This is a genomic window from Pseudarthrobacter xylosi (assembly GCF_055412765.1).
Genome location: NZ_JBVAYT010000001.1, coordinates 713,409 through 731,842, shown reverse-complemented (window position 1 = coordinate 731,842; position 18,434 = coordinate 713,409). Strand labels below are relative to the sequence as shown.

Sequence of the window (18,434 nt, the reverse complement as noted above, 5' to 3'; positions counted from 1 at the left end):
GGACCGGATTCCCGCAGCCCACATAGCCGCCAGCTAGCTGGCCGACAGCAGCCGACCGACAGCAGCGGAGCACACCGCGCCGAATACCGGGATAAGCGAGTCCGCTGCCCGGGATGGAGGAGCCACTGGTGCTAGACACTTTGGCCGAAGAAGACTTAGATACATTTGCAGACGCTGCCGGTGCTGATCCGGCTGTGCTCTTCGGCGCTGTCTATCGAACCTTTGCCGGAGCGGTCCAGGGCTACCTCAAGGCCCGCGGCGTGGACGATCCCGAGGCCGTCACCCAGGACGTGTTCCTGGCATTTTTCCCGAAGATTGGTGAGCTGACCGGCGGGCTGCAGGGTGCCAAGTCGTTGGTTTTTTCCATCGCCCACGCCCGGATGGTGGATTACTACCGGCGGGTTGAACGCCGGCCGGAGTTCACTCCGTACGACCCCCTGCAGGACGGGCGCAGCACGGCATCCGCGGAGGACCACGCCTTAGGCCACAGCGGGGGCGCAGCTGCCCTGCTTCACGGCCTCGCCGATAACCACCGCGAGGTCCTGGCACTGCGGGTGGTGGCTGACCTATCCATCGAACAGGTGGCCGGCATCATGGGCAAGTCCCAGGGTGCCATCAAGCAGCTCCAACGCAGGGCGCTGCAAAACCTCAAGGACCAGACTCTTAGAAGAAACCAGGCAGATCATGAGTGACACCGCAGGCACACGCAACGGTTTCCGCGACGACGCCTCTGTTGACCGGCTGCTGCTGGAGGCGGGGCTGGACGACGACGGCGCCCTCCGCCCCGCCCTGCTGGAACTCCGCGCGCTCGCAGACCAGCAGCCAGAGCCCTCCGCTGCAGTCGCCGCGCTCATGATGCCTGCCGTGACACGGACTGCCGTCCCGACGCCGGCTTCTGGCCACTCCGTAGCCACCCGGCACCTGGCGGTTGTTCCTCCGAGTGCGGTGGTCCCTGCAACTGACGAGCCCGTCCCGGCACTCGACGAGCTAGCCGCCCGCCGTCGTGCCCGTCGCAGGATCACCCTCACCACGCTGTCCGTGGCCGTCTCGTTGGCGGCCGGGGGCGCCGTTGCCGTTGCATCTGACCAGGGGATCAGGGATTCCATTGGCCAGGTCAACCATGCAGTCACATCTTTTGTGTCCTCCGCTGGTGGCGGACCTGCCCCTGCGCCGGCGGAGACCCCGGGGCCGGCCCAGCCCGGCGCCCCTGCCGTAGGGCCCACCGGACCGGCTGTCACTGTGCCGGTTCCGGCCGCCCCGGGATCCGGTTCCAGCCGGGCCACGCAACCCGCTCCCGCCCCCTCGGGTTTAGCGCCGGCGGTGCCCCTGCCAGATCTTTCGCTGCCTGAAACCGTCGTGCGCGGTGTGCCGGGTGTGCCGCTGAACAGCGAGGGGCAGCCCCCGGCCCTGCCCCTGCCGTCCGCGCCTCCAGTCCCGCTACCCGGCATCCATCCGTAAGCGTCCCCGTCCCCGTCCCCGTCGCCGTGACTGAGCGTGCCTGCCGTCAGTAGCCTGACGCCGCCGTCTTGATCATTTCCCCGGCCGGCGTGGCCAGATACCAGACGCCGCTGACGCCCTGCCCCAGGATGTCGCCGGGATTCTTGTCCTGCGCGAAGTAGTACAGCGGCAGCCCATTCAGGGTCACCTGCTTGGCCCCGGCCGGCGTCGTGATGGTCCCGAGTGTGCCGGTGATCCCTTCAGCGGCGGGCGTCGCTGCGGTAGTGAGGAGCGGCGGCCACGCGGTGAGGCAGCCTCCCGTGCAGGCGCTGGTGCCGGAGTCCTTCACGTCTTTGGTGAAGAAGTACAGGCTCATGCCCTTGGCGTCCACCACGATGTTGCCTGCGGTGGAGGATGCTGTCTTGAGGTCTACGGCGGCCGCTGCGGTGGTGGTGCCAGCCGTTGGGGCGGCGGATGCGGCCGCGGGACTCGTGGCCGACGGCGTGGGCGCCGCCGTTGTTGTACCGGTTCCCGGGCTGCCGCCGCAGCCGGAAAGTGCGGCCGCGAGGGCCAGTGCGGCAAGGCCTATGCCTAGATGCTGCTTCATGGGAATGCTCCTCGGCTGGGGCCCGGCGCGGATCACCGGACGCTAACCGGTACGACGCACAAGGGTGAAGAATGGTTCAAGAACCAGCACCCTGTTTCCGGCGCTAGTTCCGAGGGACCACAGCCAGTGAACCTTTTGCCTGTGGGGGACGTCGTATCAGCCGGAATGTACAGTGACGGCCGGGACGGGAACCAGGGACAGGAGGGGGCGGCATGCCGCTGGATGAGGACGTGGTGGCCGCGATCTACCGCGAACACGGCGCAGCCCTGCGCCGCTTTGTCCTCAGCGCATCCCGCGACCCACAGCTGGCCGAGGACGTGGTCCAGGAGACCGTGCTGCGCGTCTGGCAGCAGGCTCCGGACATCACCGGAAGCCTCCGCAGCTACCTGTTCCGGACCGCCCGGAACATCATGATCGACAACTACCGCAAAGCCCAACGGCGCCCCGCCGAAGTGGTGGAACGCGAACTCGCCGATCCCGCCCAAGCCGTGGAACGCGTGGATGAACTCCTCAACCGCGTGCTCATGGAGGAGGCGCTGCTCCGGCTCAGCACCGAACACCGCGATGTCCTCGTGGCACTCCACTACCGCCGTTTCACCGTCAACGAGGCGGCCGTGCAGCTGAACATCCCTAGCGGAACCGTGAAGTCCCGGGCCTACTACGCCGTCAGGGCGCTGCGGATCATCCTGGACGAAATGGGGGTGGAACGGTGAACGATTCTCAGCTGCATCACTTGATGGGCGCCTATGTGCTCGGTGGGCTTGACCCCGCGGATTCGCAACGTTTCGAAGCCCACCTCGAGTCCTGTGCGGATTGCCGGGCCGAACTCGCCGAGCTCGAAAGCCTGCCGGCCCTGCTGGACGCGCTGCCTGTCCCGGACGCGGTGGCGCTGACCGGGGGTACCCACCCCGGGGTGGCCCCTGAGTCAGCCAGCTCAATGCCCCTCACGGTCCTCGATGAACTGGCCACGCGCCGTCGTAAATTACGACGGCGGTGGGCGGCGCTGGTGGGCGCCGTCGCCGCCGCGTGCCTCGCCTTGGGCCTGGCCGCGGCGCCGCTGCTCAGCCGGCCGCCGGCGCCGGACGCCAGCTACTCGGTCCAGTCCGGCAACGGCCTGCAGTTCAGCATCGACCTCTCCCGGAAAACGTGGGGCACCGAGCTGGCCGTGAACGGCAGCAAGCTGCCGCTGGACGGAACCCTCTCGCTCTGGATCCGTGACCGCGGCGGCGGCGAGGACCGGGCGTGTGCCTGGACCGCCACGCCCAGCGGGAGGGTGAAGGTCACGGGTGCTACGCCCGTTCAGCTGGCCAGCATCGCCAGCCTGGAACTGCGGGATGAAAGCCAGCAGGCCGTCGCTACCATCACGGTGCCGTGATCCCCGGCCGGGGGATCACGGAGCTTGTGATCATGGAGCCTGTGATCGCCGGACTTTGATCGCCAGCGTTTGATCGCCGGGGTTTGATTACTGTGCTTGGAGGTCGCGGAACTCGGCCACCAGCCTGGGGTCCTCACAGGCGCGGGCAAACGCTTCGATCCTCCTGTTGATCTCACGGCCCAGGAGCCAGGCGCCCATCCGCTCAGCCACCGGCCGCAACCAGGCCGGGCGGCACGAAAAGGTGTACTTCCAGACGGCGCGGGTGCCGCCGTCGTCCGCGGTGAAACGCCAGCCGCCACCGAAATTCCCGAAGAACCACGGTCCGGACACCATGGTCATGCCCACGTTTTTGGGTGGCGCATAGGAAACATATTCGCTCACCATCACCAGGCCCAGGCGGGACACAGTCCGTGTGCGGACGCCCTTTCCGGCGGACGTTGCGCCGTTCAGGAAACCTTGGGCAGAGATGAACGGGTCCCATTTGAGCCGGAACGCACCGGTGGTCTGGGAGAAGGCGAAGGCCGTCTCCGGATCGAGGCGGATGAGTCGTTCGGCGCGTACCTGGGGCATGCTCCCACCCTAGCCGTGGCGGGTAACGGCGCTAATGGTTCATCTTCGCCAGGCGCGCCCGAACCACCATGTAGACGCCGTAGCAGATCAGTCCGGCGCCCACCGCTGCAAGCAGGTAAAGGCCGAAGGGCTGCTCCCGTAGCGCCTTGAGCCCGCCGTCAAGGCCCGTTGATTCCTCCGGGTGCGAGCGCAGGGTGGCGATCGTGATGAGCAGTCCGGTGAGGAACAGGACAATCCCCTTGGCAACGTACCCCGTCACGCCCAGCACGCTGACGGCGGTGCGGGCCCTGGGATCCGCAGGCATCTTGAGCTGGTCTTCGAAGGACTTCTTGATGCCACGGATGCCATAGATCACCCCGGTGACGGCCATTCCCACCCCCACCAGGACCAGTAGTGCCATACCGCCGGGCGCCTTCATCACGGCGGCGGTGAAGTCGCTCGCGGACTTCTGGTTGTCACCGCCGGAACCGGTTCCCATGGCAAAGGAGGCAAGCGTCAGGGCCAAGCCGGCGAATACCACAGCCTGTGCTGCTGCCTTGGCCTTCTTGCCCGCCTTTTCCTTCGTAGGCAGTCTGTTGTAGTCGAAGATGGCATCGCTGGTCTGCCACAGCGCAAGGGCAGCGCAGGCGGCAAAGCTTGCCCAGAGGAGGAACGGCCCGGCTGGCTGGCTGGCGAGCTCTGACACGGCGCCGCTGAAGTCGGCGCTTCCGCCGCCGCCCATGGCGAGCCGGATGGCGATCAGGCCTACCAGGAAATGCAGGACACCGCTGGCTGCGAACCCTGCCCGCGCGAACAGTTCCAAGGTACGTGAATTTGTGGCACCCTCCGCCGCATCGGCGGCCTGCCTGAGTTCTCTTTTGATGGCGGTTCCTTCTGCCGGCGCCGCAGAGGCGCATATTTGTGTGCCCCCTGCACAAGCCCCATCGTGCCACGCTTAGCGACCCGCGAACAGTCCCGATCCGTGTGCCCAGTTCCGTCCCGGGCCTGGTGACGGGTGGGTGCTGCGGCGATGGGTAGTCATCCCCATCGCGGGAGACTTGCTGCCGTGCGACGATATGTCCAGCGATAGATCTAATTCTTATTACTCTCCGGGGGAGACACCATGACTTTTTACGGCGCGGACGTCAGCCAGCTTCGGGAGCTGGCGAAGGCTGTTGACAAGGCGGCGGCGCTGCTCAGCAGCCGGGCCAGCTCCCTGCAGGGCCAGATCCAGTCCGCGCCATGGAAGGGCACCGACGGCGAGCTGTTCCGGCAAGACTGGTCCGGCAACCACCGCCCCAGCCTGGAGCGGGTGGCATCCAGCCTCCGCCACAACTCCAAGCTGCTCCTGCAGCACGCAAACGAGCAGGAACAGTCCTCTGCCGAGACCGGTGGCGGCAGCGGCGGCGGGGGCTCCAGCGCGCTGGACAGGCTCAAGGACCTGGGCAGCCGTGCGAAGGACTGGCTGGAGGAACAGGTAGCGAAGGCGGCAGCGGCTGAGGCCCACCGCCAGGAGCTGAAGCAGGGCATGGATGACATGCTCAAGGCCAGCCCGGAAGAACAGGCCAAGTGGTGGGCCAGCCTTTCCGAGGAGGACCGGAAATATTTGATCGAAGGCGAAGACGAGAACGGCCCGTTCGCTGAAGACCTCATGCGGATGGATGGCGGCATTCCCGAGTCCGCCCAGGACCAGGCGAGTGCCCACCTCCGGGAACTCGCCAAGTCGGAAACTCCCGTATACACGGAGAGCGGCAAGGCCTCCCTTGACGCCCGCGTTGCCTGGTTCCACGCCGGCGCGGAGGTAGGCACCGTGGTGGTGGAGAATGCTGACGGTTCGGCCACCTTGAAGGTTTATGGAAACGTGGGCGTCGGAGTGAACGACACCACGGGCACGGCCGGGGTCACGCTCAACGGGGAGGCATCGCGCGAGTTCAAATTCGGTAGCGTGGAAGAGGCCACTGCCGCCCGCAACCAGATTTATACGGACCTCCCGCCGGACAGTGTCGGTGAGATCAAGGATGTAGCGGGCAACCCGCCTGGCTACATCCTGGACACCATCAACGATGCTGCGGACGACAACGGCTCCACCGGCCACGACGACAAAGCCAAGGGAACTCTCTCCCTGGAAGCCGAGGGCGAAGCCGGCCCCGCTTCGGGCTCGGCGAAGCTGGATCTCGCCTACGAGCGGAACCTGACAGACGGCACGGCAACCGCCAGCGCCGAGGTGTCTGCCCAGGGCAAGCTGAACCTCGACGGAAGGGTCTTTGAGGCCTCGGGTAAGGGCGGCCTGGAAGTAAACCTGGATAAGAACGGCAACATGGAATCGATCGCCGTATCCATGGAGGGCACGGTTGCGGCGGGCGCCACCGCGGGTCCCGACCTCCAGGGCGCCAAGGCTGAGTCCAGCGTGACAGTAGGCACGCAGGGCACCGTGAAGATCGACGTTGAGTACTCGCCGGAGAACGCGGCCGTGATCGACAGCTACATGCGCAATGTGGCGTTGGGAGACACGGTTGCGGCCGGCCAGGACGCCGCCAAGCTCTACGAGGCAGGTTCTGCCACTGTCCAGGAGAATAGCGTGGTGACGGCGTCCAACGAGTTCGGCATTGACCTCAAGGCCGGCGAGGTGGAGGTCAAAACCGAGAACAAGGCAACCACCAACGTGTCCACGTACTATAAGGTCCCGAACGACACCAAGCTCGAGAAGCTCTGACGTCCCGTGCCAAATCCGCACGTGCAAACCAGCCCAGCCAAGACTTACCGCTAAGGAGCAACCATGTCAGTTCATATCGAGTCCCCGCTGGGATTCACGGCAGACTTCCCCGAGCACACCCAGGTCCTGGAGGACTCGGCCGCCGGGCCAAACACCGAGCAGTATGGCTTGCTGGGCGGCGTCCTGGTGACGGTCATCAAGGACGACACCTCCGTGACCGGGGCCGCGCAGGCCAACGGCTGGGCACACCTGATGTCAGGCTTCTACCTTGAAGACCGCGCCGGGACCATCCTCACCGAAGGCGAACTGAACATACCCGCGAAGGCCTCGTACGCCGTTGTGGTTGGCTACACGGACCCGGCGGGCGAGGCGAGGGTCGCGGCCACGGTGGGTGTCTGGGAGAACAACCGTTTCATTGGTGTTGTGGTGATCTGGCCGTATGTGAACCCGGAGATCGAGCCGCGGCTGGGGATGCTCAAGGAGATCGTCGCCGGCATCAGCGTGAGCTGACCCCGGTTCCGGGCTTAGCGCCGCCGGTAGCAGAGGTCGAAGATCAGCCGGCCCGCCTCGTGGGCCTTCGCCTCAAAACTGGTACGGATCCGGCCTTCGAAGCGGGGGGCCCAGCCGCCTGTTTCATCCACGCCCTCGTTGGGGCCGGTGTGTGCGGTGCTCACCGGCGCCCGGCCTTCGCGGACGGGCGCGCCGCCTACCAAAGTTTCGACGCCGGATTGCCACACCTGGGTGAGCGGGCTTTCGGGTCCGTGGCGCTCGCCGGTGTGGAGGTTGTCGAAGTCCGGCGAGTCCGCCAGGACGTCGCGGACGTGGACGGCGTAGTTGGACCAGTCGGTGGCGACCCGCCACAGGCCGCCCTTGGTGAGTGCCCGTGCTGCCAGTTCGGCAAACTCCGGCTGGATGAGGCGGCGTTTGTGGTGCCGTGACTTGTGCCAGGGGTCGGGGAAGAACACCCAGAGTTCGCTGACGGAACCTGCCGGCAGCATGGTGGCGAGGACCTCGGGCGCGTTGGCTTCCACCACGCGGACGTTGTTCAGCCCGCGGCTGTTGATCTTGATGATGGTGTTGGCCAGGCCCGGGGTGTAGACCTCCACGGCCAGGAAGTCCGTGTCCGGGTTCTCTTCGGCCGCGTGGCAGATGGCATCGCCCAGCCCCGAACCGATTTCAACGATCAGCGGCGCCTTGCGGCCGAACTCGGCCTCGGCGTCGAATGTATAGTCCGGGTGGACCGACGTGTTGGCAACGTGCCGGGGCACGTCCAGCGCCCACCGCTCCGAGTGCTCTTCCCACGCCGTCTGGCGGCGACCCTGCAGGCGGGTCCCGCGGCGCACAAAGCTCACGGGCCTGCCGCCGTAAGTGCCGAAGGACGCCTGGGTTCCGGGCGTCACCGGGCGCGGGACGTGCGGAGGCTGGGGGGATTCTGGGGATTCGCTCATCCCTTCCAGAATAGAGGAGTCAGTCCCGGACTAGCTTGCCGACAGCCAGGGAGCGCAGTTCCCGCAGAATCTCCAGCTGTTCGTCGTTGATAGTGGTAAGCCGCTCAATCTCCTCCTTGGCCTTCACGTTTGTGTCGTAGTCGTGCTGCGCCATGGCCGCAGCAATAGCATCCTGGCGCTTGGCTGCGATGAGGAGAATTGCACCTTGGAGTCCGGCAAGCATGGACAGGAACAGGTTCAACAGGATGTACGGATACGCATCCCACGCCTGGGACGCCAGAATCCAAGAGTTCAGGGCAGCCCACACCATCATAAAAGCGATGAATCCTGCAACGAACCGCCAACTGCCCATGCTGTTGCGCATAACATCGGCGGCGCGTTCGCCCCTGCTTAGGGTTGCTTTGTGTGCGGCATGCCAGGTCTCTCGCGGTTCGCTCATGCGCCAAGCGTAGGCTCTTCCGCGCTTCCTGCGGCCCCGGCTGGCGCGCCGCCCGCACACCCGTCGGGACAAAACAGGCCACAAGTGCGCGCAATGACAGAATGGTCCCCGTGACCCGTGCTGACAACGTTGAAGTGCCTGGACTGCTGATCGACGCCGAGATCGACGACATCCCGCCAGCAGCCCCGACGCGTCTTCCGGGTCAGTCGGGCGGCGGTCCGGAAAGCCCGCAGAGCAGCCGGCGTGCCCTCGCATACCTGGGCCTATGCCTGGTGCTTATCGGGCTGAACCTGCGCACGGTTTTCTCCAGTTTCGCCGCGGTTCTTCCGGAGATCACGTCCGACGCCGGCCTCCCGGGCTGGGCAGTCGTGGTGCTCACCACCGTGCCTGTAACGCTCCTGGGTGTCTTCGCGCCGCTGGCGCCCGTCCTGGCGCGCCGGTTTGGTGCCGAACGAGTCCTGCTGGGCGCCATGGCCGTGCTCACGGCGGGGCTCCTGCTGCGGCCCTCGGGTATCGGCGGTTTGGTGCCCGGCGCCGGGCACCTCCCAACCCTGCTGGCGGGAACGGCCGCCTGCGGTGCTGCCATTGCCCTGTGCAACGTGCTGCTGCCAGGGTTGGTGAAGCGAGATTTCCCGGACCGGCTGGGCCTCATGGGAGGGCTGTACACCACGGCCATCTGCGCCTCGGCCGCCCTCGGAGCCGGCTTTACCTACCCCGTCTTCTCGGCGACGGGGGAGTGGACCTCGGCGCTGTGGTTCTGGGCGGTCCCTGCCGCCGTCGTACTTTTGCTGTTCCTTCCTGTGGCACTGCGCCAGCATCCCGTCCGGCACCAGGCCGGCCACCTCGGCGTCAACGTGTGGCGTTCGGCGGTGGCGTGGCAGGTGACCATCTTTATGGTGCTGCAGGCCATGATGTCCTTCAGCGTCTTTGCCTGGCTGGCGCCGATCCTGCGCGAACGCGGCGTGGACGGCGGAACGGCCGGCCTAATGGTCTCTCTTTCGATCGTGCTCCAGATGCTGGGCTCGCTGTTTGCCCCGGCACTGGCGGCGAGATTCCGTGACCAGCGCGCCATCGCAGTGGTGGTGGCGCTGATGACCGGCGGCGGGTTTGCGCTGAGCATCTTCGGACCCCTGGAACTCATCTGGGTGTGGACCGGGCTGCTGGGCCTGGGGCAGGGCAGCCTCACCGCGGTGGCCCTGACCATGATCATGCTGCGGACCCGCGACGGGCACACCGCCGCGCACCTGTCCGGGATGATGCAGGGCGTGGGCTACGGGCTGGGTTCCACCGGCACGCTGATGGTGGGCCAGCTGCACCAGGCCACGGGATCGTTCACGGCCGCCGGGGTGCTGTTCCTGGTGGTCGGTTCATTGGCCGCGGTGTTCGGCTACCGAGCGGGCCGGAACCGCTACATCGGCGACTCCAACCGATTGGGCCAGTAACGTGCAGGACCCCGCCCTGCCGGCCACGCATTCCGCTGCCACCGCCGGGATCCTGCAGCGACCATTCCTGTGGGTGACCATCGGCGCGTGTGCCCTGGTGTTCCTCGCGGCGTTCGAATCCCTTGCGGTGACAACCATCATGCCCGTCGTCAGCCGCGAGCTCGACGGCGCCAGTTTGTATGCGCTGGCCTTTGCCGGTCCGCTGGCCACCGGCGTGATCGGCATGGTGGCGGCCGGAAACTGGTCGGACCGGCGCGGGCCAACAGTCCCGCTGTATGCCTCAGTTGCCCTGTTCGTGCTGGGCCTGATCATCGCCGGTACCGCTGTGTCCATGCCCATGTTGGTTGCCGGCCGCCTGGTGCAGGGGCTCGGCGGCGGCGCGTTGACTGTTTCGCTCTACGTTGTGGTGGCCCGCGTCTACCCGGCTGTCCTGCACCCCGGGATCTTCGCCGCCTTCTCCGCCGCCTGGGTGATCCCGTCCCTGGTGGGTCCGTTCGCAGCCGGCATCGTGGCGGAAGTCCTGAGCTGGCACTGGGTGTTCCTGGGCGTAGTGGGGCTGGTGGTTCCCGCCGTGGTGATGATCGTTCCGGTGCTCCGTGGCATCGACCGGCCCTCTGAGCAGGCCTCAGTTCCGCCCTGGGCGCTGGGCCGCCTGGCCTGGGCGGCGCTCGCCGCGCTCGCTGTGCTGGGGCTGAACCTTTCCGCCGGAGTCAGCATCGCGGGCTTCACCGCAGCCCCGGCACTCCTGGCCGCGGCCGCCGTCGTGATTGCCCTCGTCGCCGTGCGCCCGCTGGTACCCCGCGGAACACTGCTCGCCCGCCGCGGCCTGCCCAGTGTGATCCTGACCCGCGGCCTGGCATCTGCCGCGTTCTTCGGCGCAGAGGTCTACCTGCCGTACCTGCTGATCGAGGAGTACCAGTTCCCACCGACGTTCGCCGGCCTGGCGCTCACGGGAGGCGCGTTGTCCTGGGCAGCTGCTGCCGCCATCCAGGGCCGCCTCGGCGCCCGGCTGCAGCACCGGGTGGCCGTGCGCATCGGCTCAGCGCTGGTGCTGGGGGCCATCGTCCTCACGTTGGCGACGTCGGCACTCCACTGGCCTGCCGCCGTCGCGATTGCCGGCTGGCTTTTCGCCGGCGGCGGCATGGGGCTGCTGTATCCGCGGCTCAGCGTGATGACGCTCGCCATGTCCAGCAAGGAAAACGAAGGCTTCAACAGCTCGGCGATGTCCATTTCGGACTCGCTGGGCGGGGCGCTAGCGCTCGCCGCCACGGGCATCGTGTTCGCGGCATTTACGACGACGGCGGAATCGTTCGCCGGGGTTTTCGCACTGACGGCGGTGGTGGCCATCGCCGCGGTTGCGGTGGCGCCGCGGGTCTCGCGCTAGCCACAAAAACTCACGCCAGCCGGGTGGCGCGGAGTACGGTGTCCCCGATCACGGCTTCCTCGCCGTCCGGACCTGACGCCGCCCGCTCGCGTGTGGTGTTGACCTCCAGCTGCCAGCCCGGGGAGTCCAGGCCGAGCTCCGCGACGAGCTGAGCCGGGGTGTAGAACATTTCCGGTCTGGTGTGGTTTCCCCACGGCGGCAGGCGGTGCGGATGATGGCCTACGATCAGCAGCGTGCCGCCGGGCTTGACCGCCGCAGCCGCCGTCCGCAGCGGACCCTGCCACGCCAGGTGCGGGGAATGCAGGAACTGGGAGGTCACCAGATCGAAGGTTGCCGTGGGCTGCCACTCCTCCAGGTCACACTGTTCCCAGTGGATGCGGCTGGGAATTTCACCGGCTCCCTCGGCGTGCACACTCTCACGGTCCAGAGCCGATTTTTCGTGGGTTGCAGCCCGTTCCAGGGCGACGGCGGAAACGTCCACGGCGGTGACGGTCCAGCCCTGCTGGGCCAGCCAGATGGCGTCGGCACCTTCGCCGCAGCCCAGGTCCAGTGCCTTGCCCGGCCTCAGTCCGGCGCCTTCGCGGACCAGTTGCGGGTTTGGTTTGCCGCTCCAGAATTTCGGCTTGCTCCGGTACCTTTCGTCCCACGCCTCCGCGGCACTGCGCTGCGGTGCATCCCCAAGCCGGGTGTCGCCGTCGTCCGTTGTGTGGTGGTGGTCCGCACCCTGTTCAGTCATGGCTCAAGCCTGCGCCCGCCGGGCACACAAAGGCAACGCCCGCACCCGCTGCACCGTCGCCACACAGCCAACTGGGGAGGCCAACCGGGTCCAGGACAAGGCCCAGGGCGCAGGGATGGTACGCTTAGGGGACTTGATGTGCAGTGATGCCCGCTTGCTCCTTAAATCGGAGTCCCAACTATTTGGGAAGCGGGTTTTTTCATGTGAGAGGCACATCCTGCGTCGATGAACGCGTTCCATTTGGTCCCAGCCGCCGCCCTGAAGTGGGCAGCAGCACGGTTGATCACCTGACTTTTCTTCGGCGAAACCCTTGAGCCAACCGGCATCGGGGGCCGATATCCGCACGGATACCGCCTGAAAGACCTTGAATATATGACTACTTTTGCTGCCCTCGGCACGCCCAAAGAACTCGCCGACACCCTCACAGCCCAGGGAATTGTTGAGCCGTTCCCCATCCAGGTCAAGACCCTCCCGGACACCTTGGCCGGACGCGACGTCCTGGGCCGCGGCCGGACCGGCTCCGGTAAGACCATCGCTTTCGCCATCCCGCTTGTAGCACGACTCGCTGAGCGGGAAGCCAAGCACTTCCGCAAGCCCGGCCGCCCCATGGGCCTGGTCCTCGCACCGACCCGCGAGCTGGCCACCCAGATCAACGCCACCATCGAGCCGATGGCCAAGGCCATGGGCCTGACCACCACCGTGATCTACGGCGGCATCTCCCAGGCGCGCCAGGAAAAGGCACTGCGCGCCGGCGTCGACATCGTCATCGCCTGCCCGGGCCGCCTGGAGGACCTGATCCGCCAGCGCATCCTGACCCTCGAAGGCGTCGAGATCACCGTGCTGGACGAGGCCGACCACATGGCCGACCTCGGCTTCCTCCCGGTGGTCAAGAAGCTCATGGACATGACCCCCAGCCAGGGCCAGCGCCTGCTGTTCTCCGCCACCCTGGATAACGGCGTGGACAAGATCGTCCAGCGCTACTTGTCCAACCCGCTGACCCACGCTGTGGACGAATCACAGGCCGCCGTGACCACCATGGAGCACCACGTCCTGGTGGTCAACGACCAGACCGTCAAGAAGCAGCTGATCGTTGAGCTCGCGTCAGGTGCCGGCCGCCGCGTGCTTTTCATGCGGACCAAGCACCACGCCCGCAAGCTGGCCAAGACCCTGACCGACGCCGGGATCCCCGCCGTCGATCTGCACGGCAACCTCTCGCAGAACGCCCGTGACCGCAACCTGGCCGAGTTCTCTTCCGGTGACGTCCGCGTCCTCGTGGCCACGGACGTCGCAGCCCGCGGCGTCCACGTGGACGACGTCGAACTGGTAATCCACGTGGACCCGCCCACAGAGCACAAGGCATACCTCCACCGCTCAGGCCGTACTGCCCGCGCAGGCTCGGATGGCACTGTTGTCACGCTGACCCTCCCGGAGCAGCAGTCCGACGTCAAAAAGCTGATGAAGGCTGCCGGCGTCGAGGTCAACTTCGAGCGCGTTACTGCCAACTCCCCGCTCGTTGCTCAGCTCGTGGGCGAAATGGCTGACAAGATCGATCCGCGCACCCGCGCCGCTCTTCTCGCCAAGAAGTCCGCGCAGGGTGGCGGCACCTCCACGGGTGCCAACGCCGAGCGCAAGCGCGCCCGCCGCAGCCAGGAAGGCCCCACTGCCGGTGGCCGTGGCGGCCGTGGTGGACGCGGACGCGTCTCCGCTGAGCCGACCCGCACCGATCTTCCCCGCGCTGAGCGCCGCGCTGTTGCCTACGAAGGCCGCACCGAGGCACGGGCAGCCTTTGACCGTGTAGCTGAGCAGAACGAGGACCGCGCCATTGCAGCAGCAGCTGCTCGCCGCAACTCCCGCGGCCACGGCGCCACAGGCTCCACGCACCGCAACGACGTCCCCGCAGCAGGTGGCCGTGCATCGGCCGGCCGCGGTTCAGACGGCCGTGCGGATTCACGCGTTACCCGCAGCGATGCTCCCCGTGGCGGCACGGGCCGCCCGGCTACCACCGGCGGACAGCGCGGCGGACGTCCGGCAACGGGCCAGCGCGCAGCCGGAGCCCGCACTGCAGGCGCCGGTGCAGGTGCAGGCGCTCGTACAGGCGGCGGACAGCGCTCTGCAGGTGCTGGTGCAGCCGGCGGCGGCAACGCCGGCAACAAGGCTGTTTGGTCCTCGAACACCGGCGGCACATCCGGTGGCTCGTACGCCGGTAACGGCGGCGGCGGCGCCGGTGGCGGCAGTGGCCGTCCGGCACGCAGCGGCCCCCGCCGCGCGTCGGCTCCGGCTTCGAACGAACGCCGCAGCCGCTAGGAATCGTGCTTTCGCTACGTAAAGTAGCTGGCGATACGCAGAATGCCGGCCGCGACGGATATATCCGCAGCGACCGGCATTTCGCGTAGCGCAAATCACGAAGCGCAGCGCCAGCCTGAAAGAGTTGTGGAAGTTACCAGCCGCGGGCGCGCCACTCCTCAAGGTGCGGGCGTTCCGCGCCCAGGGTGGTGGGGCTGCCGTGACCCGGGTGCACCAGAGTGTCATCCGGGTAGGCCTCGAACAACCGCGCGGTGACGTCGTCCAACAGCGACGTGAACCGCGAGGGATCCTTCTGGGTGTTGCCCACGCCGCCCGGGAACAACGAGTCGCCGCTGAAAATGTGGGCAGGGCCTTCGGGGTCCTGGTACACAAAGGCGATGGATCCCGGGGTGTGGCCGCGCAGGTGCACGGCGGTCACGTCGAAGCCGTCCACGGCGAACGTATCCCCATGCTCAAGGTTCCGGTCCACGGGTACCGGCAGCGCCTCGGCGTCGTCCGTTCCAGCCGCCGTGGGTGCGCCCGTCGCTCCCACCAGCGCCGGCAGCGCGCGGACATGGTCCCAGTGCTGGTGCGTGGTGGCGATGAGTGCCAGCTTGGGCGTGGCCGCAGTATCCGCGGCGGCGTCCTGCAGCATCGCGTGAATGGCCGGAAGATCGTCCGCGGCGTCGATCAGCAGCTGGGCGCCGCTGGCCTTCGCGGTCAGCAGATACACGTTGTTGTTCATCTCGCTGACGGAGATGCTGCGGATGGTGATGTCGCGTAGGTCGTGAATGAGCGTATCCATGGGCTTCAGTCTATTCACGGCCCTGGGACACCCAGTTGGGGTCCGCCGAGCGGGAGCCGACGACGGCGTCCGCGGCCTGGTCCAGCGCCTCGAGTTGCGCCGGGGTCAGGTCCAGGGTGAGTGCGCCCAGGTTTTCGTCGATCCGGTGCGTCTTGCGCGTGCCGGGGATGGGGACCACGGTCAGTCCCCGCCGTTTGCCCTGCTCCAGAAGCCACGCGAGTGCCACCTGGGCGGGCGTTGCGGACAGCTGGGCGGCGACCGACCGCACGGTGGCCACCACTCCCTGGTTGGCATCGGCGGCGTCCGCGGCGAACCTCGGGATCCGGCGTCGGAAGTCGTTGGCTCCCAAACTCGAAGCGTCCACCGTGCCGGTGAGGAATCCCCGGCCTAGTGGCGAATACGGCACAAAGCCCACGCCCAGGCTGGCCGCGGCCGGAACAACGTTGCGTTCCACGTCGCGGCTCCAGATGGACCATTCGCTTTGGACCGCGGCGATGGGGTGCACGGAGTGGGCTTCGGCCAGCTCCTGCGCGGTCACCTCGGACAGGCCAAGGTGTTTGACCTTGCCCTGCTGCACCAGCCCCGCCATGGCCTCCACGGTTTCCACAATCGGAACGCGGAGGTCACGGCGGTGCATGTAGTAGAGGTCGATCACGTCCGTGCCAAGCCGTTTCAGGCTGGCGTCGACGGCCTGCCGGACGTAGGCGGCATCTCCCCGGACGTCCGTATAACCGTCAGCCGGCGAGCCCACCAGGGAAAACTTGGTGGCGAGCTGCACTTCGCCCCGGCGCTCTTTCAGTAGCTGCGCGATGAGTTCCTCGTTGCTGCCTCCGCCGTAGATGTCCGCGGTGTCAATAAAGCTGACGCCGGCGTCCACTGCATGATGCAGGGTTTTGAGGGCATCGTGTGGGTCAACCTCGCCGTAGACCGGGGTGAGGGCCATCCCGCCGAACCCGAGGGGGCTGACGTTGAGGCCGTCGCCGAGGTGTACCGATGGTGCCGTCATGGGGGCGCTCCGTTCGTTGTGGACTCTCGTCCCAGCCAAGAACCCCGGCCCCTGCCCCAGTATTCCTAGACAGTGCCCAGTATTCCTGGACAGTGCCCAGTACTCCTAGCCGGCGTCCCGGCCCCACGGGATGATCCGGTCGGCGCCCTGGCGCGTGGCCGCGATCATCACAGCGTTCGCCTCATCGGGTCCCGCCGCCCACTCCTCCGCCGTGGTCCGCTCCATGCCGAATTCCACATGCCGGTCCACCAGCCGTGCCAGCCGCAGGGCGGGAGGGGTGTCCATAAACCAGACCTCATCCAGCTGCGCCCGGACCTCCTTCCACTCAGGCGTCTCGGCCAGCAGGTAGTTTCCTTCGGTGATCACCAGCGGCACGAAGGAGGGGACCGCGATCGACGCGGCCACCGGCTCGTCCAACGTCCGCCGGAACTCCGGGGCGTACACCACTGCCTCATCCCGGCGCACCAGCCGCTGCAACAGCGAGAGGTAGCCGCCGACGTCGAACGTGTCGATGGCCCCCTTGCGCTGCCGCAGCGGTGTGCCGCCGATGATCGCGTTGCCCAAGTGGAAGCCATCCATCGGCACCACGACGGCGAGGCCGGCGCCGAACTCCCGCTGCAGCCGGGCCGCGAACGTGGACTTGCCGGAGCCGGGCGCGCCGGTGATGCCCAAAACAGTCCGCCGGCCTCCGTCGAGTCTGTGCCGCAGGGCGGCGAGTGCCTGTGCTATCGCGGGGGAGTCCATGGCAAAAGCCTAAACCGGCCGCTGGTCCTGCCCGGTTTTCGCGCGCACTGACGGGACGCCGGCACGTGAGGCCGGCAGGGACTTCAACCCCGCCGCGCAGCCCACAATCCCGGCGATGAAGAGCACCTTCAGGACGCTGAAAGGTTCGACGCCGGTGGCCATCGCCCAGCCGACCGTCAGTGCAGCGCCGATCCCCACCCAGACGGCGTAGGCGGTGCCGAGTGGAATGCTGCGGATGGCCAGGCCCAGACCGAGCATGCTCAGGGTGGCTGTGACGGCGAAAATAAGGGTGGGCAGGGGCCGGGTGAAGCCGTCGGACTGGCCCAGGGCGGTGGCCCAGACGGCTTCCAGTACGGCCGAGGCCAGCAGCATCAGCCAGGCGGCGGAACGCTTGTTCATTACGCCACCACCTTTAGGCCAACCACGCACGCGGCGATGCCGGTCAGCAGCAGCAGGCGCGCCGTCGTCGGACGTTCCGCCTTGGTGATGATCGCGTAGGCGGAGGTCAGCACCACGCCCACGCCCACCCACACGGCGTACGCGGTGCCGGTGGGGATGGACTGCATGGCGATGGCGAGGCCAGCCATGCTGGCGAGGACGGAGACCAGGAAGAGGAGGGCGGGGGCGAGCCGGCGCCGGCCGGAAGCCTGGAAGGTCCGGTGCAGGGCTGCGGCCCAGACGGCTTCCAACGCTCCGGAAAGAATGAGAATTAACCACGACATAACAGATCCTTTGGCCAGTCTTGTCGCGTGCCGGGTACTGAACCGTCGTCCGGAGGGTCCTGAGCGGAGCCTTGAACCCAGCATAGCAACGCCCGACGGCAGGTGGCCGGGTTGGTGGCCAACCTCACCGCCGGGCGGGGCAGGACCTTAGAGAGCGCCGCCGGCAGCCTCCGGCGCGGAGGAGTCGCGGCCGCCGTTGCCCACGGTTTCGCGGGCGATGAAGTTCTCGATGTCAAAGAAGTTGTCCGCGCGCTCGGCGATGTTCAGGAGGGTGGTCATGGAGGCGACCTCCTCCACCTGCTCCTTGAGGAACCAGAGCATGAACTGCTCGCCCAGGGCGTCGTCCTCGGTGCGGGCCGCACGGAACAGTGCCTCGATCGCGGCCGTCACTTCCCTCTCCTGCTCCAGCGCCAGGGCCAGCGGCTCGGTCACGGAGGAGAAGTCGTTGCGCACGGTGGGGACGCCCGGGATGGTGAACTCAATGTCGCGGTCCAGCATGTACTGCACCATCATCATGGCGTGGTTCCGCTCTTCCACCGACTGCCGGTAGAAGTAGCGGGCCAGCTGCGGGAGGTCCTGGTTGGCGAACCAGGTGGCCACGGCAATGTACTGCTGCGAGGCCGCGAACTCGTTGCCGATCTGGGTGGACAGGAGTGAGTTAAAGGGTGTGGAGGTCATAGCCAGAGTCTAGGAGCGCCCCGCGCCGCTGACCAGTGTGGAAAGGCTCAGATAATGAAGGCGAGG

The 18,434-nt window shown here is 67.2% G+C and carries 21 protein-coding genes and 1 riboswitch; of the genes, 9 read left to right on the top strand and 12 right to left on the bottom strand.

The genetic code is table 11. The features are described from left to right. The first annotated feature begins 113 nt into the window (after positions 1-113). Together ACZY1F_RS03470 and ACZY1F_RS03465 are read left to right on the top strand one after the other, a co-directional pair. Positions 114-692: an RNA polymerase sigma factor gene (locus ACZY1F_RS03470; RefSeq protein ID WP_463940256.1), complete on the top strand. Its 579-nt coding sequence runs from the start codon at positions 114-116 to the stop codon at positions 690-692. Further along, complete coding sequence (locus ACZY1F_RS03465; protein ID WP_463940255.1) at positions 685-1,458, top strand: hypothetical protein; 774 nt, start codon at positions 685-687, stop codon at positions 1,456-1,458. Before ACZY1F_RS03470 ends, ACZY1F_RS03465 begins: the two co-directional genes overlap by 8 nt. Before the next feature lie 46 nt (positions 1,459-1,504). On the opposite strand, the gene ACZY1F_RS03460 is transcribed toward ACZY1F_RS03465, so the two are convergent. After that, a complete protein-coding gene (locus ACZY1F_RS03460) occupies positions 1,505-2,044 on the bottom strand; it encodes a COG4315 family predicted lipoprotein (protein ID WP_463940254.1) in 540 nt (179 codons plus the stop codon). A gap of 212 nt (positions 2,045-2,256) precedes the next feature. On the opposite strand from ACZY1F_RS03460, the gene ACZY1F_RS03455 reads away from it, so the two are divergent. Together ACZY1F_RS03455 and ACZY1F_RS03450 are read left to right on the top strand one after the other, a co-directional pair. Beyond that, positions 2,257-2,757, top strand: a complete 501-nt coding sequence (locus ACZY1F_RS03455; protein WP_463940253.1) for a sigma-70 family RNA polymerase sigma factor — start codon at positions 2,257-2,259, stop codon at positions 2,755-2,757. Further along, positions 2,754-3,419 (top strand): anti-sigma factor family protein, encoded by a 666-nt coding sequence (locus tag ACZY1F_RS03450; RefSeq protein WP_463940252.1) that lies wholly within the window; start codon positions 2,754-2,756, stop codon positions 3,417-3,419. Before ACZY1F_RS03455 ends, ACZY1F_RS03450 begins: the two co-directional genes overlap by 4 nt. 87 nt (positions 3,420-3,506) lie before the next feature. On the opposite strand, the gene ACZY1F_RS03445 is transcribed toward ACZY1F_RS03450, so the two are convergent. Continuing rightward, the gene (locus ACZY1F_RS03445; protein WP_463940251.1) at positions 3,507-3,989 is read right to left on the bottom strand and encodes an SRPBCC family protein; all 483 of its coding nucleotides are present in this window, start codon (positions 3,987-3,989) and stop codon (positions 3,507-3,509) included. A gap of 31 nt (positions 3,990-4,020) precedes the next feature. Continuing rightward, positions 4,021-4,887 (bottom strand): DUF1206 domain-containing protein, encoded by an 867-nt coding sequence (locus ACZY1F_RS03440; protein WP_463940394.1) that lies wholly within the window; start codon positions 4,885-4,887, stop codon positions 4,021-4,023. A 204-nt stretch (positions 4,888-5,091) separates the two neighbouring features. Between ACZY1F_RS03440 and ACZY1F_RS03435 the strand changes: the two genes are divergently transcribed. Further along, a complete protein-coding gene (locus tag ACZY1F_RS03435) occupies positions 5,092-6,681 on the top strand; it encodes a fimbrial protein (RefSeq protein ID WP_463940250.1) in 1,590 nt (529 codons plus the stop codon). Between the two features lie 63 nt (positions 6,682-6,744). Next, the gene (locus ACZY1F_RS03430) at positions 6,745-7,191 is read left to right on the top strand and encodes a hypothetical protein (protein ID WP_463940249.1); all 447 of its coding nucleotides are present in this window, start codon (positions 6,745-6,747) and stop codon (positions 7,189-7,191) included. Positions 7,192-7,205: 14 nt separating this feature from the next. Here the strand turns inward: ACZY1F_RS03430 and trmB are convergent, their stop codons facing one another. Then, positions 7,206-8,129: a tRNA (guanosine(46)-N7)-methyltransferase TrmB gene (gene trmB, locus ACZY1F_RS03425; protein WP_463940248.1), complete on the bottom strand. Its 924-nt coding sequence runs from the start codon at positions 8,127-8,129 to the stop codon at positions 7,206-7,208. Positions 8,130-8,148: 19 nt separating this feature from the next. Beyond that, positions 8,149-8,568 (bottom strand): DUF1003 domain-containing protein, encoded by a 420-nt coding sequence (locus tag ACZY1F_RS03420; RefSeq protein ID WP_463940247.1) that lies wholly within the window; start codon positions 8,566-8,568, stop codon positions 8,149-8,151. A gap of 110 nt (positions 8,569-8,678) precedes the next feature. On the opposite strand from ACZY1F_RS03420, the gene ACZY1F_RS03415 reads away from it, so the two are divergent. Together ACZY1F_RS03415 and ACZY1F_RS03410 are read left to right on the top strand one after the other, a co-directional pair. Next, positions 8,679-10,010, top strand: a complete 1,332-nt coding sequence (locus ACZY1F_RS03415) for an MFS transporter (RefSeq protein ID WP_463940246.1) — start codon at positions 8,679-8,681, stop codon at positions 10,008-10,010. 1 nt (position 10,011) lies between these two features. Beyond that, a complete protein-coding gene (locus ACZY1F_RS03410; RefSeq protein WP_463940245.1) occupies positions 10,012-11,394 on the top strand; it encodes an MFS transporter in 1,383 nt (460 codons plus the stop codon). 10 nt (positions 11,395-11,404) lie between these two features. Here the strand turns inward: ACZY1F_RS03410 and ACZY1F_RS03405 are convergent, their stop codons facing one another. Beyond that, positions 11,405-12,130, bottom strand: coding sequence for a class I SAM-dependent methyltransferase (locus ACZY1F_RS03405; RefSeq protein WP_463940244.1), 726 nt, complete (start codon positions 12,128-12,130; stop codon positions 11,405-11,407). A 372-nt stretch (positions 12,131-12,502) separates the two neighbouring features. Between ACZY1F_RS03405 and ACZY1F_RS03400 the strand changes: the two genes are divergently transcribed. Beyond that, positions 12,503-14,434 (top strand): DEAD/DEAH box helicase, encoded by a 1,932-nt coding sequence (locus ACZY1F_RS03400; protein WP_463940243.1) that lies wholly within the window; start codon positions 12,503-12,505, stop codon positions 14,432-14,434. A 133-nt stretch (positions 14,435-14,567) separates the two neighbouring features. Here ACZY1F_RS03400 and ACZY1F_RS03395 read toward each other — a convergent pair whose 3' ends face one another. The 6 genes from ACZY1F_RS03395 to ACZY1F_RS03370 form a co-directional block, all read right to left on the bottom strand. Then, positions 14,568-15,218 (bottom strand): MBL fold metallo-hydrolase, encoded by a 651-nt coding sequence (locus tag ACZY1F_RS03395; protein WP_463940242.1) that lies wholly within the window; start codon positions 15,216-15,218, stop codon positions 14,568-14,570. A 10-nt stretch (positions 15,219-15,228) separates the two neighbouring features. Beyond that, positions 15,229-16,224: an aldo/keto reductase gene (locus ACZY1F_RS03390; protein WP_463940241.1), complete on the bottom strand. Its 996-nt coding sequence runs from the start codon at positions 16,222-16,224 to the stop codon at positions 15,229-15,231. Between the two features lie 105 nt (positions 16,225-16,329). Beyond that, on the bottom strand, positions 16,330-16,968 hold the full coding sequence (locus tag ACZY1F_RS03385; RefSeq protein WP_463940240.1) for a nucleoside/nucleotide kinase family protein: 639 nt from the start codon (positions 16,966-16,968) through the stop codon (positions 16,330-16,332). Between the two features lie 9 nt (positions 16,969-16,977). Next, positions 16,978-17,367 carry a DMT family transporter gene (locus ACZY1F_RS03380; RefSeq protein ID WP_463940239.1) on the bottom strand — a complete coding sequence of 130 codons (390 nt, stop codon included), beginning with the start codon at positions 17,365-17,367 and terminating at the stop codon, positions 16,978-16,980. Further along, complete coding sequence (locus ACZY1F_RS03375) at positions 17,367-17,690, bottom strand: DMT family transporter (protein WP_248763758.1); 324 nt, start codon at positions 17,688-17,690, stop codon at positions 17,367-17,369. Before ACZY1F_RS03375 ends, ACZY1F_RS03380 begins: the two co-directional genes overlap by 1 nt. A gap of 9 nt (positions 17,691-17,699) precedes the next feature. After that, positions 17,700-17,765: riboswitch (guanidine-III (ykkC-III) riboswitch) on the bottom strand. A gap of 72 nt (positions 17,766-17,837) precedes the next feature. After that, positions 17,838-18,368 (bottom strand): ferritin, encoded by a 531-nt coding sequence (locus ACZY1F_RS03370; protein ID WP_463940238.1) that lies wholly within the window; start codon positions 18,366-18,368, stop codon positions 17,838-17,840. Positions 18,369-18,434: the final 66 nt, after the last annotated feature.

Excerpts from the sequence above, each read along its gene's own strand:
- ACZY1F_RS03385 (WP_463940240.1), bottom strand. The coding sequence starts at position 16,968 with ATGGACTCCCCCGCGATAGCACAGGCACTCGCCGCCCTGCGGCACAGA.
- ACZY1F_RS03465 (WP_463940255.1), top strand. The coding sequence starts at position 685 with ATGAGTGACACCGCAGGCACACGCAACGGTTTCCGCGACGACGCCTCT.
- ACZY1F_RS03420 (WP_463940247.1), bottom strand. The coding sequence starts at position 8,568 with ATGAGCGAACCGCGAGAGACCTGGCATGCCGCACACAAAGCAACCCTA.
- ACZY1F_RS03460 (WP_463940254.1), bottom strand. The coding sequence starts at position 2,044 with ATGAAGCAGCATCTAGGCATAGGCCTTGCCGCACTGGCCCTCGCGGCC.
- ACZY1F_RS03370 (WP_463940238.1), bottom strand. The coding sequence starts at position 18,368 with ATGACCTCCACACCCTTTAACTCACTCCTGTCCACCCAGATCGGCAAC.
- ACZY1F_RS03405 (WP_463940244.1), bottom strand. The coding sequence starts at position 12,130 with ATGACTGAACAGGGTGCGGACCACCACCACACAACGGACGACGGCGAC.
- ACZY1F_RS03395 (WP_463940242.1), bottom strand. The coding sequence starts at position 15,218 with ATGGATACGCTCATTCACGACCTACGCGACATCACCATCCGCAGCATC.
- ACZY1F_RS03435 (WP_463940250.1), top strand. The coding sequence starts at position 5,092 with ATGACTTTTTACGGCGCGGACGTCAGCCAGCTTCGGGAGCTGGCGAAG.
- trmB (WP_463940248.1), bottom strand. The coding sequence starts at position 8,129 with ATGAGCGAATCCCCAGAATCCCCCCAGCCTCCGCACGTCCCGCGCCCG.
- ACZY1F_RS03400 (WP_463940243.1), top strand. The coding sequence starts at position 12,503 with ATGACTACTTTTGCTGCCCTCGGCACGCCCAAAGAACTCGCCGACACC.
- ACZY1F_RS03430 (WP_463940249.1), top strand. The coding sequence starts at position 6,745 with ATGTCAGTTCATATCGAGTCCCCGCTGGGATTCACGGCAGACTTCCCC.
- ACZY1F_RS03455 (WP_463940253.1), top strand. The coding sequence starts at position 2,257 with ATGCCGCTGGATGAGGACGTGGTGGCCGCGATCTACCGCGAACACGGC.
- ACZY1F_RS03380 (WP_463940239.1), bottom strand. The coding sequence starts at position 17,367 with ATGAACAAGCGTTCCGCCGCCTGGCTGATGCTGCTGGCCTCGGCCGTA.
- ACZY1F_RS03445 (WP_463940251.1), bottom strand. The coding sequence starts at position 3,989 with ATGCCCCAGGTACGCGCCGAACGACTCATCCGCCTCGATCCGGAGACG.
- ACZY1F_RS03375 (WP_248763758.1), bottom strand. The coding sequence starts at position 17,690 with ATGTCGTGGTTAATTCTCATTCTTTCCGGAGCGTTGGAAGCCGTCTGG.
- ACZY1F_RS03470 (WP_463940256.1), top strand. The coding sequence starts at position 114 with ATGGAGGAGCCACTGGTGCTAGACACTTTGGCCGAAGAAGACTTAGAT.
- ACZY1F_RS03390 (WP_463940241.1), bottom strand. The coding sequence starts at position 16,224 with ATGACGGCACCATCGGTACACCTCGGCGACGGCCTCAACGTCAGCCCC.